The sequence below is a fragment of the Cytophagales bacterium genome (assembly GCA_033344775.1).
Taxonomy (GTDB): Bacteria; Bacteroidota; Bacteroidia; order Cytophagales; family Cyclobacteriaceae; genus JAWPMT01.
Genome location: JAWPMT010000005.1, coordinates 336,537 through 352,785, shown reverse-complemented (window position 1 = coordinate 352,785; position 16,249 = coordinate 336,537). Strand labels below are relative to the sequence as shown.

General features: G+C 41.3%; 8 protein-coding genes. All 8 read left to right on the top strand.

From position 1 onward, the window contains the following. The first annotated feature begins 69 nt into the window (after positions 1–69). The 8 genes from R8G66_19420 (at position 70) to R8G66_19385 (ending at position 16,093) form a co-directional block, all read left to right on the top strand. Positions 70–4,239 carry a tetratricopeptide repeat protein gene (locus R8G66_19420; protein ID MDW3194557.1) on the top strand — a complete coding sequence of 1,390 codons (4,170 nt, stop codon included), beginning with the start codon at positions 70–72 and terminating at the stop codon, positions 4,237–4,239. Between the two features lie 87 nt (positions 4,240–4,326). Next, entirely contained in the window at positions 4,327–7,101 is a 2,775-nt protein-coding gene (locus R8G66_19415; GenBank protein ID MDW3194556.1) for an OmpA family protein, read from the top strand. A gap of 203 nt (positions 7,102–7,304) precedes the next feature. After that, on the top strand, positions 7,305–10,256 hold the full coding sequence (locus R8G66_19410; GenBank protein MDW3194555.1) for a triple tyrosine motif-containing protein: 2,952 nt from the start codon (positions 7,305–7,307) through the stop codon (positions 10,254–10,256). Between the two features lie 67 nt (positions 10,257–10,323). Further along, positions 10,324–11,262 (top strand): response regulator, encoded by a 939-nt coding sequence (locus R8G66_19405; GenBank protein MDW3194554.1) that lies wholly within the window; start codon positions 10,324–10,326, stop codon positions 11,260–11,262. A 952-nt stretch (positions 11,263–12,214) separates the two neighbouring features. Beyond that, positions 12,215–12,727 (top strand): UpxY family transcription antiterminator, encoded by a 513-nt coding sequence (locus R8G66_19400; protein ID MDW3194553.1) that lies wholly within the window; start codon positions 12,215–12,217, stop codon positions 12,725–12,727. Positions 12,728–12,942: 215 nt separating this feature from the next. Then, positions 12,943–14,502 (top strand): condensation domain-containing protein, encoded by a 1,560-nt coding sequence (locus R8G66_19395; protein MDW3194552.1) that lies wholly within the window; start codon positions 12,943–12,945, stop codon positions 14,500–14,502. Positions 14,503–14,700: 198 nt separating this feature from the next. Further along, positions 14,701–15,369: a 4'-phosphopantetheinyl transferase superfamily protein gene (locus tag R8G66_19390; protein MDW3194551.1), complete on the top strand. Its 669-nt coding sequence runs from the start codon at positions 14,701–14,703 to the stop codon at positions 15,367–15,369. Continuing rightward, positions 15,350–16,093, top strand: coding sequence for a thioesterase domain-containing protein (locus R8G66_19385; GenBank protein ID MDW3194550.1), 744 nt, complete (start codon positions 15,350–15,352; stop codon positions 16,091–16,093). The genes R8G66_19390 and R8G66_19385 overlap by 20 nt, the downstream gene beginning before the upstream one ends. The last annotated feature ends 156 nt before the right edge of the window (positions 16,094–16,249 follow it).

The following is a 16,249-nucleotide window of genomic DNA, read 5'->3' as shown; positions in this document are numbered from 1 at the left end:
AAATACCATGATCACGGTATTTCGAGACTACTTCCAAAAAGATAATTTTCCTGTTAAATGATTAGGAAAATGCGTATTCTATCGATTTTATTCATCTTCGGGTTTTATTCCGTCTTCGCTCAATCCGGGAAGAAAGCGCTTAAAATGGCTCAGAAATCCTTTTATGAGTTGAATTACAGCACAGCTTTGCAAGAATACGCACAGGCATCACAGGTGTTGAAAGCCGCTGGTGATTGGGAGAATTACTATGTGTCACAGGCAGAGAGAGCATGGTTGGAATTACTTTTTGACGATTACGATGCGTTTTTTGCGACGATTGATGATGACGTAGAGCCGTTGCTAGCCCGATACGGAGAGCAATCTCCTGAAGCTGGCTATTTTAATTTTTTGCTAGGTCAGTATTTCTATTGGCAGGAGCAATATGATTCTTCCGCGGCATATTTTCACTCGTCCGTTGCCTTGATTCAACCGCAAACGAAAAAAGCACAGCATTTCTTGGGCTTTGTTTATGAGAGTCTGGGAGATATGTACAATTGGCAGGACCAATCGGATAGTGCGGTTTTTTATTATGAAAAAGCCTACGAATACCTGTTGAATGAAATAGGTGGCGACAAGAAATGGATGGTCAATTTCTACAATAACTATGCCCTCTGTTTGCAGAATATTGGCCAATCCCAAAAGGCCCTGGACATACATCTCAAAAACCTCGAATTAGGAAAAGTAAAAAATGGTCCCGCCAGTATAGAAGTGGCCAGGACCTTGCAAAACATTGGTGTGGTGTATAGTGATGGGTTAAAGAATCCTGAGCAGGGGATCATCTATTATGAGCAAGCACTTGAGGCTTATATTAAACTGAAAGGCAATGCATCTCAGGAAGCAGCCACCATACATTACAATCTAGGGAATACATACGATGCGCTAGATAACCATGAAAAAAGTATTTATCATGGAAAAGTTGCTGTCAACTTAAGAAGAAAAACTGAAGGAGAGAATGCTCAGGGAACGGCCAGGGCCTACTCAAGTCAGGGAAATCACTACTACAACAACGGGGATTTCGGGGCAGCAATAACACACTATAGTCAGTCACTTAAAATTTTTGAGGCTAATTATGATGATTCTCATCGCATGACACTAAGAGAAAGAGAGCGATTAGCGGATGCATTAAATAGCTTTGATCGTGAGCAAGAGGCGCTTCCCCTTTATCTGAAGAACATTGAGATCATTGAAAAGATGCCAGATTCCGATTCACTACTCACAGCCAAGACTTATCAGGATGCCGCTAATTGCTACTCAGATCTGGATCAGACCGAGAAAGCAATTGCTTTGTATCAAACTGCTTTGGATTACTTCCAGGTGGACACCTTAAATAAATGGCACATCAAATGCATGTCGGATTTTGCTAAGGCGCTCAACGACTACTATCAATTTTTTGAAGCAAAATCCCTTGCGGAGAAGGCCCTTTCCCTGGCAGATAAAATTGACCTGAATCCCAGAGAGCGCTATCCTATCCATCGTAACCTTTCATTTATTTTAAAAGAGTTAAATCAGCTTCGGGAGGCACTGCGTGAATTTAAGTTGGCGGTACAACTGGCCGAACAAGGGCTGAATGAAAACCATCCATTCAAAATAAGCCTTTATAATAACCTCGGACTGTGCTATGCAGACTTGGGATTGTACGATTCTGCCACAATGTTTTACGAAAAATCGATCGAGCTTACAGAAAAGTTGTACGGTGAAGAGGATCACAATGCGACTTATGCGCTGAACAACTATGCTATGGCGCTGATGCATCTGGGAAGATCCGAGGAAGCATTGACTCACTCAAAGAGATCTGTTGATATTTCTGAATCTAGTTTCGAAAGAAATAGTCCTGAATTGGCTGGCGATTACTTGAATTATGGGATTCTGCTGGACAACATCGGAAGACCTTACGAAGCGATTGAAATGATGGAGAAGGCATTGAACATTTACAGAAGTGTCGATGCACATTCGAAAGATGTGGCGCTTTGCTACAACAACCTGGGCACGGTATATCAAAATATTAATCAAGAATTCAAAGCAAAAACGCTGTATGAAAGTGCCATTCAGCTATATGAGGACATCTATGGGAATAATAGTCGTGATGCTATTTTGGTCCGTATCAATGCGATTGAAGCCATAGGGTATGACTATGAAGCGGCATTGAAAGCGTTAAAGAAGCTCATTCCACTTACCACGCAATTGAGCGATCAAACATTATTGGCATCTCTGTATGAAAAATGCGCACGATTCTATGACTTAGCTGGTCACGAGGAAGAGGCAATTGCTCACTACGATTCAGCAATCGAACTGTATGAGAGCACCTATGGGAGCATGTCCAGCAAAGTTTATGCCTGTTTGGTGAATAAGTCGCTTGCCTTAGAGGTGCTTGAAAAGTATAACGAGGAAGTGATTTTGCTGAATAAAGCCATGGCAATCCTGACACAAACCCACAACGATGAAAGCGAAAAGACAAGGGTTCGGCATATTCTGATTGGAGCATTAAAGGCCAATGGGAAATTACCAGAAGCCAAAGCATTGATCGAGAGAACTGAGCGGGATTTGAAATTATTCGCCGAAAAAATTTCCTATCATCAGCGTTATCTGTTCTACGTACAGAAAGCAAAATACCTGTTGGAATTCGAAAGCGACCAATTAGAGCCCATTTTCGAAACCATTGCTTTGGCCAATGACTTCAAAAAGAAGGGGCAAAGTCAGTTATTGAATGAGTCAGATCAAATTACGAACGCCTATTCATCCAGTAATACACTAGGGTTGGAAGCTGCGATGTTAGCACATGATAGGGCACCCTCAGAGAAGAATTTGGATCGAATTCTCCATTTCATGGAGGCTTCTAAGTCTTCTGTATTGACTCGTAGTATCTCGCATAGAAGTCTTGCCAATACGGAATCTGATCGACAGCTTTTTGAAAAAAAAGCACTGCTGGTGCGAGTAGATGCGGCTTTGGCTTTAGCAGAACAACCTTCAGTGATTACTCGACTGCATGATCGTAAACTGGAGATACTAACCGAGATAGAGTCTCTGGAAAAATCTACTAGGAAGTGGGTGGACGGACCCGGGAGAATTTCTACCTCAGCTTTACAAAAATCATTGGAGGAAGGATCGGCTGTGCTTCAATATGACTTTACCAGGGATACGCTGGTATCAATTCTGATCACCAAAAAAAACGTAAAAGTTAGTTATCACAACTATGATGAAAACACTTTCTCAAAGAGCCTGTTAGCACTCAATAACTCCGTGTTATTTAAAATAAGCGCTGCCTTAGATGCCGCTGGTAAGAGAATTTATGGATCGCTTCTTGATCCAATTGTAGGATATCTGGAAGGCGAATCCATTTCGAATTTGATTATCATTCCCTCAGGGCCTTTGAATACCTTACCTTTTGAATTACTCAGGAAGTCGGAGGACCATCCCTTTTTGATAGAAACTTATCAAATCACCTACCACAATTCTCTTTCACTAAGAGAAGCCATAGCAGCTAGAGAAGTAAAGGAAAAGCCTAATGAAATGATCGCCTTTGCTCCGGTTTTTGATCAAAACAATAAACTGAATCTGGATGCAAGCCGTTTTGTTAGAGAGGCCATGGCTCCATCGTTAGGCACTTCAAGATCTTTCTCATTCGATCAGGAGCTTCAGCCGCTTCCGGGTACAAAATCTGAGGTAGAACAATTGAATAACCTTTTTGAAGGAGCCACGATCAATGCCCAATACTTCCTTCAATCCGAGGCTAGCGAGGATCGAGTGAAAGCTTTGAATTATAACAAAGTAAAGTACCTGCATTTTGCTACACATGGGTTTGTTAATGAGCTAAATCCTAACAAGTCAGGTCTTTTCCTTGATCCTAGTTCTAACAATGCCGAGGATGGAATTTTATTCGCCAATGAGATTGAATTGCTTCAACTCAATGCTGAGTTGGTTTCCCTTTCAGCTTGCGAAACAGGCCTCGGCACCTATTTCATGGGAGAAGGTGTCGTGGGGCTTTCCCGAAGTTTCTTTTTAGCCGGAGCCCGCAGGGTACTGGTCTCTCAATGGAAGGTCAATGATGAAAGCACCAAACAACTGATGATCAACTTTTACAATGAATTGCTAATCACAGGGAATTATGCCCAATCTCTGCAAAAAGCAAAGATCAAACTGATCCAATCAGAGCAATTTAATCATCCGTATTACTGGGCACCATTCAAGCTTATTGGTTACTAATTACGTAATAAAACGGATGTAAATACCGTAAATACGGTATACCCATGGCCGTGAAAGAATAGGACCTTTGGTTTAAATCTTAAAGCCATGAAACATTATATATTCACCGCCTGCATAATGCTACTAGGTTTGACATTTGCAGCCGCCCAAGATGGTAATAGTTACTTTGAAAATAAAGACTATTACAATGCAGCACGCTACTATGAATCTGAAGTTAGGAATGATGCATCCAAGTACCTGAACCTTTCCAAAAGTTATTTCGCCTTGAAAGAATTTGATAAGGCGATTTCCGCCATGGAAAAATACAAGGATGAATATAGTGGCGCAGATATTATTTACGCCAGGAAATATATCGAATTACTGAAAAGGCAAGATGAGGACATAGAGCTTCGATCCATCGATAACATCAATACCGATAAACTAGAATACTACCCTGTGGTCAGCAAGGATGGTAGTAGACTGTACTTTACGGGGAGTGACAGGGATGATGGGAAAGGGGGAGAGGATCTGTTCTATACCAACCGACTCGATGATGGAAACTGGGGCAATCCGATCAATTTTGATGTGCTCAATACCACAACACATGAAGGTTTGTTAGGGATCAATGCAGATCAGGATGTCGTCATTTTGTTCGGGAATTATCCCGGGTCCTTCGGTGGGGGTGACTTGTTTTATTCTGTGAAAGAAGAAGAAACCTGGACATTCCCTTGTAACCTTGGAGGATCGGTCAATACTGACGACTGGGAAGCCCAGGCCTCTTTAAGTGGTAGTGGAAAATATTTGCTTTTTGTCAGTGATCGAGCTGGAGGAAAAGGAGGAACGGACCTATATATGACCACTATCGGTAGTGAAGGGTGGTCAGTACCCATCAATTTGTCGGGGATCAATACCCCGGAAGGCGAGTATTCCCCTTACCTCGCTGCAGATGATGAAACACTCTATTTTTCTAGTTCAGGGTACTTTTCTTTTGGAAGCCAAGATCTTTTTGTAACACGCCGACTGGATGATACCTGGGAGAATTGGTCAGAACCCATCAACATGGGTAAAGAGATCAACACCTTAGATTCCGATCGATACTTGGCGATACCTTCTTCGGGTACCCGAGGGTATATTGGTGCCTATGATCAAACAAGTATTACGAAAAATCGAAATATCTATGAATTCATTCTGCCTCCAAGTTTAAGGCCAGAGACATTTATTAATGTCAAAGGGACAGTGGTCAATGAGAAGGCCAAAGGTGTGCCAGTTATTATTCGGTACTATGATCATGAAACGAAGGAAGAAGTTGGGCTGACCGTAAGTGATGAAAACGATGGTAGCTATGCACTTTCATTGCCCGCATACAAAAGATATGACGTAATTGTAGACATGAAAGGGTATTTGTATTACGATACGGATTTGGACCTCAATGACTTATCAAAGTATTATCCCATCAGAAGTTTCGAAGAGATCGTAGGTGACAAATTTGCCCAACTACAGACTTCTGAGAGTAACTACAAGGCGTTTAATAGATCATTTAATGTACACCTATCAGCAACTACTGAAGGAGATATGCTCCAGAACTTTGATGACTTCATTAAGCTTACAGATTCATATGATCTTGAAAGTGAAAAGGTGCGACAGTTGTTAAGAGAGGCCAAATATGCCTATTTACTGGAGCTGGAAAATCAAAGAACCATCACTCAGGACCATGAGGTACAGGCAATAGAAGTGGGAGCATCTTTCAATGTTGACAATTTGTTTTTCGATTTTGGCAAGGCCACGTTAAGAGAGGAATCAAAAACAGAATTGAACCACCTGTATGACATCATGGAAAAATCCGAGATCGTTATTGAATTCGGAGGTCATACTGATAATGTGGGATCCGATGAAGCAAATCAGCAACTTTCACAGGCTCGGGTAAATTCAGTAAGGAATTACCTCATCGAAAAGGGCATCAACGGACAAAGAATTGATGCGGTTGGTTATGGTGAAACACTTCCTGTGGCCTCCAATGAAACGGAAGAAGGGCGTCAAAAAAATCGTCGGGTAGAATTGAAAATCACTTCTTTGAGATTGCAGCGAGAAGGTCAGGATGAAATCACCGGAGACGAGGATATTTCGGCCTTAAAAGAAGATTTAGGTGCGTTGGCCCTTATCAAAGAGGAGATTGACCTGAAATCACTCTTCAAAGAAGCAGCACAAAAAGGAGGTTTGCCAGATGGGTCTGATTGTGGTCGCAGCATCGATGAATTATACACGGACGGGAATGTTGTTGTGAGGGATGAGGATGATGATGATGGTTCTGCAGGGCTAAACCTGAAAATGGGAGGAAATGCTGAAAAGCTTGATAAGAGCAATTACATTTTCAAAGGATTCAATGCGCACGTGCAGAACTTCGGTTTTGAAAATTCAGATCAGGGTTCATTGGGAGTTGGAGCCAGATTGATGAACGATAAGTTACGCGAGCTCTATGGAAACTTTTATCTGGTTAACCCCGACGGAATTTCCGGGATGGCGAATGTTGGTATCCTCTATGCGATCCAATTATATGACATTGTAAATCTGCCTATTAATTTCCACTTTGGTGGAGATGCTCTGGCTTATGCACCTGAGCAAGGAGATAGCCCTGAAAAACCTGATCCACAGTGGTTTGTGAATGTGCCAGTAGGATTAAGATATGTTCATTCTTTCAACGACCTGAAAGTAGGACCAGAGCTTTTCTATCATATCAATGTCTTGAAAAGTGATGGAATCACAGACACTCCTGGGCATTTTAGGTTAGGAGTAAATGCACGCTGGAAATTGTTTCATGGCGGGTTGTTTCTCAACTCAGGCAAGTTTGTCAACTATGCTGGTTTCCGAGCAGGTATTTCCCTGTGATAAGTCATCCGTATAAGCCAAAACATTCCTCAGCAATTGGCTTTGGATTAAGTTGGGGGAAGGGGACACATTTATTGTGTCCCTGAATTCTTTCATTACTGCGGCCTGACACCTATTGGTTTCATCCGGAAGCATTCGGCCTTGTTTTCTCTGCGATTAAAACTTAACTTATCAATTGCCACACCATACCTATTATACGCCAAATGAAAAATAACCTAGCCGCCTTTCTATCATTATTGTTATTTGTTTGTCAGCATGTATTGTCCCAGGGTAATGAACATGGTGTACCTGTTATCAGGACATTTACTCCTTCGGATCTTGGGGGCCATCATCAGACCTATCACGGTATTCATGCTTCAGATGGGTACCTATATTTCGCAAATGGTAATGGAATTCTGATTTATAATGGTGAAGACTGGAATTTGATCAAGGGACGAGGCATTCAGACCTTGTTGGAAGCGAAAGATGGAACCATCTATGCAGCAGGCGCATCAAGCTTCGGATATCTGAAACGTAGTGAAAGTGGTGATTTGAGATTTGAGACCTTGCTTACTAAACTAGATTCTTCCAAGCATCAGTTTGATGTGAGTCATTTCCTTTACGAAAGTGATGAAAAAATCTTTCTTATCGCCCGATTTGGGATACTGACTTATGATCAGGATACGATTATTAGTTCTTATGACAAGGATACTTATTTCCGTGTTTCTGCCAATAAAGGAGAAGATGGGTTGATATTCCAGGAGGCAAGGTCAAGAGAAATACTCCAAATTTCAGATGGACAGATTGGTGCCTTACAAGATTCCTTATTAGCAAAAGAAATTGAGCAAGCATCTATTTTTAGAAGGTTTGATAAAAAATGGCTGATGGCCAGTAGACGCAGATGGTTTTATGTTTTGAACGAAGACCGAACATCGGGTCCAGTTGGCATTTCCGACCAACTTTTTGAGAAAGAAATGTGGGGGATCGATTCCCTGGACAAAGATCTGGCAGTGGTCAGATCCTACCGTGATGGTATGTATTTTTTGGATGGTGAAGGCAATTTTATCAATAAAATAACCCGTAAAGACGGTTTGGCGGATAACCTGGTCTTTTATTCGTTTAAGGACCGCCAGGGTAATATCTGGGCCTGTACTGATAATGGGATCTCCCGAATTGAAAATTACGGTTATCTGGAATACTTCAAGACTCGTGGGAGCAATGGAGCGGCAGTCCTTTCAATTGAGAGATTAAACAATACCTTATTTACCGGAAAGGGACAAAGTGTACAAAAACTCCTCAAAAAAGAAGAAAGCTGGGAATTTGATGACCCAATGCTCACGGTGTATGCACTTCAGCTTATTCGAATTGATGGGGTAAATTACACTACCTCACAAAGAGGTTTTGGCAAACTGACTGATAAGTTCGAACGGCTGGATAGAGAGACTGTAAGGTGTGTTCATCGATCACGAACAGATCCCTCGTTGTTTTTCTTTGGGAGCCCTAAGGGAGTTTTTTCTAGAAAGAAATCTGGAGAAAATTGGGGTGAACCTAATTGGATAGAAGGGATCACGGCTCATGTTCAATCCATTACCGAAGATGATGAAGGAAATCTTTGGACCGGGACATTGACCTCAGGAGTATTTAAAATTCAATCTCCAATGGTGAATGCGGTGGTCACCCAAGTAAATTTTGATTCAGAAATTGAAATTTCGGAATATGCAGACGTTCATTATTTCCGTGGGGAAATTCTGGTGGTGTTCAATGGTGGAATTTTATATGTCAATAAAGCTTCAGGGTTGATTGAGCCCTATTGCGATTTTGGAGACCTGTTTTGTAATTCACAGGTAGGGGCCTATTCCTTAGATTTTAACGCAAATAGAAATGAAATCATCGTCTCAAGTAGTGAAAAGATCATCAAGGTAGGCCTGGAAGGAGCCCCAACAGTTGATACGATATCCTACGCCATTTTAAATCAGAAAGACTATCATTACGCCGCCTATTTGGAAGATGATGGAACCACCTGGTTAGGCGGACCGGCTGGGCTCGTAAGGGTAGATCCGGATGCACGAAGAACGACTCCCGGTTTTTTTACTAAACTTCAGAGTATCACCTTCGGAGAGGATTCCACAGTACATGTTACAGAAAAAAATGAACTGGTCTTTACAGAAGAAGTTCAGGATCTTCGTTTGAATGCAGCTGCTTTGTTTTTTGAGTCGTCAGATCATAATCAGTATCAATTTTGGCTTGAGGGTTATGACAGGGAATGGTCCGACTGGACGATGGAGTCATTCAAGGATTATACGAATCTGAAAGGTGGAAATTACACTTTTCATGTTCGATCGAAAAACATCTATGGGCAACAAGGAAGCCAGGTGTCGAAATCCTTTGCAATCGAGAAAGATGTTTTCGAAACCTTGCTTTTTAAGTTATTAATAGTACTTACGGGGCTTTTCTTACTCTATTACGCATTGAAATATGCAAGTACGAGAAGAAAATTAAAGGCCCTGGAGGTTCAGCAGAACCTGGAGATGGCAGTGACCAGAGAACGAGAAGCGGGATTTAAAGCGGTTCTCACCGCCACTGAAAACGAACGAAAGCGAATTGCCAAAGACCTCCATGATGGAGTTGTTCAGCAGTTAGCAGCCATAAAGGTAAATTTATCTATTGTTGAACTTGCGGTAACGACGGAAGCGGAAAAAGCAGCGGTTCAGAAGGCTTTGAAAATTTCCGAACAAGCAGCGATCGAGACGCGTGGGTTGTCACATCAGATGATGCCAAAGGCACTCATTGAACTGGGCCTTGTTCCGGCAATGGAAGATGTGATTAATAATATGTTTTCCATCAATGAAATTAATGCCGATTTTCAGCATTTTAACCTTCGGAATCGCTACGAAAATCAAATTGAGATATCCGTTTATCGCATTTTTCAGGAACTAGTTAATAACATTAGCAAACATGCGAGGGCCAAAAAAGTTGACGTACAATTGATTGAAAATGATGGAAATCTTATTTTGATCGTCGAAGATGATGGTATTGGAATGGATAAAGATCTCACAGGTGGAATAGGGATAAGTAATATTTCAAGCAGATTGGTCACGGTTGATGGTAAGTTGGATTTTTCTTCAGGCCCCAATTCAGGAACGATCGCAACGGTTGTGATTCCCTTACAGGGATGAATTCAAGTATTTTTTTGACCTGCTGATTCAAAGGTGTTAGTTACTTCTTCGTTTCAAGGTTCATTTGATGATACGTACAATTTTTGCTATCCTTGATGTTACACAACTTTGGTCCCGATTTAAGGAAAGTATGCTCAATCACATCCCCCGTATATTGATCGTAGACGATCAGGAACTCAATCGATCCTTGTTAATTGATATTTTTCAGCCTCAGGGGTATGAGATGTTGCAGGCTTTGAATGGTGAAGAAGGTTGTAGAATGGCAGAGGAAGTACTTCCTGATGTCATTATCATGGACTGGACAATGCCCATCATGAATGGGATTGATGCTACATTGAGGATCAAATCTAACTCTTCAACGAAGGACATTCCTGTTTTGATGACAACCGGAATCATGGATTCAGCAGATAACCTGAAAGAAGCCATGGAAGCAGGAGCCATTGACTTTGTTCGAAAACCCTTTAACAAAACGGAAATCGAGGCGCGTGTGCAGACGGCCTTGAGACTGAGTAATTCATACAGAGAACTCAAGCAAAAAAAGGCGGAAATTGAGATCTTAGTGGCCAATGAGCGAAAGATGTCAGAAGGAAAAGATCGTGAGTTGACCCTGCAGGCATTATATACCAATGAGACCCAGGTTTTCCTTGATGAGATAAGCGAAGAGCTAAAAACCATCAAGAAACGGCCCTCAGTTGAGGCCATTAATGATGTGATCAAAAAGCTTAAAAGCCGAAAGGACATGGGGAAAACCTGGGATGCTTTCATGTATCACTTCGAAAATGTGCATCCTGAGTTTTTTACCAAGCTAAAGGTTCGGTTTACAGATCTGACCAATCATGACCTCAAGTTATGTGCTTACGTGAAGATTGGAATGGGGAATAAAGAGATTGCTTCTATCATGGGAATAGGCCAAAACAGCCTGAAAAGTAGCCTTTACCGACTTAAGAAAAAGCTTGGATTGGGCGCAGAAGACAAACTACGCGACTTCCTGATCAAGTTTCGGTGATCTGTCCGATCCTAAATGGTACCTGATTTGATCCTTTTTGCTTACCCGGATTTTTGATCAAAGAAGATAGGATTTTCATCTTTGTTATGTCGTTACGCCAGACGACAAAGGCCTTAAAGACCAGGAATTTTTAAGGTTGTCAGTCGAATTTCATTGACCTTGACATTTGCCAAGTCAGCATTCTCAAACACCGCGAGAATGCTGTTTTTTTTTCTGGTAACTGCACTTGAACCAATCAATATTCCTGGGGCGAGTCTTTGATCAAGCGAATCGTTGAGAGCCATCTTTTTGCAAGTGAAATTCCAAGATTAGAGTACAATACCACCTCGCTATCATGAAACGCCCGAAATGGTTCATCACCACTTAGGAATCTCCATATCACAAGAAGGGAAAACAAATAACTAATTAACTCAATCACTGTTGGAACGGTGAAGAATTATACTTTCTCCTCTGAGATTGATCGGGGTTAAGGATGGATCACTTTGTTGATTACGCTACTTACTATCTAGCTGTGTGGATAACCATGTAGGTCCATATTTTTCAAAGGACAATTGAACAATTTTTCAAGAATTTAGTTAGGCTTTTTTACTTGGAGCCTAAAGTAATGGCTAGATGGATTTTAGTAAGTTTTTATAAGTAGAATGAGCTATCAGAAAAGTCAGTGTTTCGTCAGTCTATTAAGCTTTTTTACTCATCTATCTGATATAATAGATAGCTATTTGTCTTATCTCTTCGATATTTATTAATTGTATTATTCTAATATTAACTTTCTGTGTATGTGACATACAAATAATGTATTCAGTTAATTGAAATAGGTTCTTTTTAGCTTTTATTTCAAATAAATAGTTGCATATTTGAAGGGTGGGCACTGTACTTGTGTTCCACAAAATAGAACCACTTGTCATGATGCGATTGTGTGATCATTGGCAAGAATTATACAGCATTGGAACCCATGGATAAGCACTGGCATGTAATCTATACAAGGCACCGGTATGAGAAGCGTACTGCCCGGTCGTTAGAGAGAAAAGGGATTGAGTATTTCCTTCCATTGAAAACTGAGCTTCGGCAATGGAACGATCGCAAGAAGAAAATTGAATCCCCCGTATTTCCTGGATATCTCTTTGTTCAAGTTGATTCGCAAGAGATGCTTCAAGTCTATTACACTGATGGGTTTGTCAAGTTCATTACGAATGAAGATAAACCTGATATTGTTCCCGAACGTGATATTTCTTCGTTGCGGCGAGCCCTGGTAGGAGATTATGAAATTTCAACAGAATCATTTGACCTGGGTGATAAGGTCCGTGTCTCTTCCGGTCCGATGCAAGGATTGCAGGGACATTTGATCCGATTCACCCAAAACTCAAAACTGGTGATCAATGTTGATGTGATCGACAAGAGTGTTGTGGTAACAATTCCATCTTATTTCATAGAAAAGGTGGAGGCGGAATATTGTATTAGTGGCTAAATCAGTTTAGCTGGTTTGTAATTGGCGCCACAATTTTCTCTGAATGGCATACAAAGTTTAGATCAGTATGCAGAGATTTTCATTGATTTAGGAGCAATAAGTTGCTATCTTTCCTGCAAGAACCATAAACCAGTATTCGAAAATCGGGTATCTGGCATAATTTCCGTTTGGTGAAGCCTATGGCGAAACCCACTAAACCCCGGAATAAAAAAGCTATGATGAAGGTAGATATTCTAGATCTTCTAAATGATCTAAAAGCACAGGGTGTAATGGCTGTGCTTGAAAACGGCAAACTACAGATCAATAAACCAAATCAAGTAACACTTGAATCAGCATTGATCGATCGGATCCAGGAAAATAAATCCGCAATTATCGATTTCCTGGGGTCCTCTGAAGAAATAACGCAGATAGCAGACATGGCGGTCATTGATCGCAGCATGGCACGTATCCCACTTTCTTATGCTCAGGAACGGATCTGGCAAACTGGCCAATTGGAAGGGTCCAGCTCCTATCACATTCCTGCCATATGTAAGATTTCGGGGGCCTTGAATGTTTCGGCCCTGAAAAAAGCCTTTGAGTGCGTCATCAATCGTCATGAGGTGCTAAGAACGATCTACCCGGATCATAAAGGATCTCCTTATCAGGAAATTTTGCCCCAAAAGGCCTGGACGTTCGATGTATTGGATTTTTCCCGTGCCTCTTATGCGGAGATCAAGGATTTCCTCACGCGGGAAACCAATCGACCATTCAAACTAACTCAGAAAGCCCCAATACGGGCCATTCTGGTGAAAGCGAAAGACAATGCTCATTACTTCTCAATGGCCATCCATCGCATAGCAGCGGATGGGCCATCCATTCCGGTTTTGCAGAATGAATTGATTCAACATTATTATTCATGTAATGAGGGAAAAACTGCTGAATTGCCTCAACTAGAGTTGCAATACGTAGATTATGCGTGCTGGCAAAGAAAGCAATGGGATTGTAAAGCCATTAACAACCAGCTGGACTATTGGACCAGTAAATTATCAGGGTATGAACCCCTGAACTTCAATGCTGATTTCTCTCCGGAGACAGATAGAAGTAGCCGTAGATCTGTAGTCAACCATATGATTTCAAGGGAGTTAAGCGCTAAGGTCAATCAGCAGTGCACAGACCACAATGTTAGTCCGTACATGTATTTATTGGCTGCTTATAAGGTGCTTTTGTCTCAATACACAGGACAGAAGGATGTGATCGTAGGTAGTCCTTTTGCCAACCGGCCACATCAGAATATTGAGTCACTGATTGGGTTCTTCGTGAATACGGTTCCGCTTCGTACAGTGATTGATTCTTCAAATTCCTTTGCGGATTTGCTGTCTGAGATTCGCGAGACGGTGCTGGCAGCATTCCAGAATCAAGACGCTCCCATCGAAAAGATCATTGAAAAGGTAGGTGGTACCCAAGACATCAACCAAAGCACACTTATTCAGTCCCAATTTATACTCCAGGATAAGCCTGAAACCAGTCTGCAGGAAGTTTCCGATATTAAAATGGAATGGGAAACTACGTGTATTGAAGACGCTATGGCCGCGCTAACATTTATGGTCGTCCCAAATCCAGCAGGGATTACTATTCAGGCTAATTCTTGTGATAAGCTTTTTAAAGAAGAAACATTGATCAACCTGGTCGATCATTTTGAAAACATCCTTAATGCTGTCGTAAAAGATCCCAGTTTGGTCATTGCCGATCTTCCAAAGATGAGTATTGAAGAGATGGAAGAAGCCATGGCATTGTAATCCAGTGTAGCTATTCAAAACGTCATTGGCATTAATAGCGTTGAGTTACGGTCGACTCAATATGTAAAGCACGATACTCGTTAAATGTTGAGTAAAAGGTTATAAAACGCAGTAGGCCAAAGTCTTGAAATAGGAAATTGGTAAGATTTCCTCCGATGGGAATACCTTTGAACTGAAACCATTAATTACCAGTATCGATTGACGGAGATCAAACTCATATATGTGCAGTTTCCTGAACCTTTAGAAACGAGTATTTACCAATACTACCTGGAACAACTCCCAAAAGACCTACAATCCAAAAATGCCCGTTATCATCGATGGCAAGATCGACATCTGCATTTATTTGGAAAGATCTTGTTGATTCGTCTTGCTATTGAGTTTGGAATAGGGAGTCAGGTTTTGTCTCAATTGGCTTATACCAAACATGACCGACCATATCTGGAAGGTGAAGTGGATTTTAATATTTCTCATACAGGCACTACCGTAGCTTGTGCGATCACCAGGGGGGCGAAGGTAGGACTAGACATTGAGCGATTCAGTGAGGTAGAGATTTCTGATTTCGGGAGGATACATAATTCGGAACAATGGAACCAGATCAAGTTGGCCAAAGATCCACAAAAGGCTTTCTTTGATTTTTGGACCGTTAAAGAAAGTGTGATCAAAGCGGATGGTAAAGGATTATCTATTCCTCTTGATCAGATCCTGATCGATCAGAATCGTGCGTTTCAGGGAAATCACCAATGGTACCTACAGCGACTTGACCTGGAAGACACCATGGCTTGCTGTGTGGCTAGCGATCAGAAAGAATTCAAGATAATTACAGAGAAAATTAGTAGAGAGCAGATTTATGCCAGGAACGTTTGTTGATACCGAGAAAAAAATCAAATTATTTGCCTTGCCTTATGCGGGTGGATCAGCTGCAGCTTTCTATAAATGGAAGGCACATATGAATAGTCATATCGACTTTATACCTGTAGAGTTGGCTGGCAGAGGGAAGCGGATATCGGAGAAGCACTATGGTAATCTGGAGAATGCGGTGGATGATTTGTACAACATTATTTCCAAACAAGTCAGCGACTCAGCTTTTGCCTTATTTGGACACAGCATGGGATGTCTGCTTATCCATGAGCTGATCAAGAGAATGAAGGAAATGAATCACAGAATGCCCCAACACCTGTTCTTTTCAGGTAAAGGAGCGATTCAGATCAAACGTGAGGATGAAAAGATCTATCACAAAATGCCTGACGATGAATTCAGGAAAGAGATTGTTAACCTTGGTGGTACTCCTCCGGAATTTTTCGACCACCCAGAGTTGATGGAATTATTTCTGCCTTTGATGAAGAGTGATTTCGCCATTGCAGAGGCTCCTATAGATTTTGAAAAATTTGAACCCATTGATCTGGACATCACCGTTTTTAATGGGAAGGAAGATGATCTTGATTCAGAACAACATGAAGGTTGGAAATTCTACACCACTGGAGGTTGTCACCTCTATATGTACGAAGGAGACCACTTTTTTCTCAATCACAAACTAGGGGATATGGCGAAGATCATTAATTCAAGGTTGTCCAACTTATTGACTGTTCCTTGAAATTCAATTCAATCCCGTTTGGTCACTTATGAGCAGATGAATCTCAAGAATTGAGATCAGCTGAATTTAGTGAATTTATTTACACCAGTATGCACTATGATAACTGGTGATTGTGGTATGTCCAGTAAATCAATGGTTTACGTATAGAATTTGGTT

Coding starts and splice junctions, on each gene's coding strand:
- R8G66_19420 (MDW3194557.1), top strand. CDS start 70: ATGCGTATTCTATCGATTTTATTCATCTTCGGGTTTTATTCCGTCTTC.
- R8G66_19415 (MDW3194556.1), top strand. CDS start 4,327: ATGAAACATTATATATTCACCGCCTGCATAATGCTACTAGGTTTGACA.
- R8G66_19410 (MDW3194555.1), top strand. CDS start 7,305: ATGAAAAATAACCTAGCCGCCTTTCTATCATTATTGTTATTTGTTTGT.
- R8G66_19405 (MDW3194554.1), top strand. CDS start 10,324: ATGATACGTACAATTTTTGCTATCCTTGATGTTACACAACTTTGGTCC.
- R8G66_19400 (MDW3194553.1), top strand. CDS start 12,215: ATGGATAAGCACTGGCATGTAATCTATACAAGGCACCGGTATGAGAAG.
- R8G66_19395 (MDW3194552.1), top strand. CDS start 12,943: ATGATGAAGGTAGATATTCTAGATCTTCTAAATGATCTAAAAGCACAG.
- R8G66_19385 (MDW3194550.1), top strand. CDS start 15,350: ATGCCAGGAACGTTTGTTGATACCGAGAAAAAAATCAAATTATTTGCC.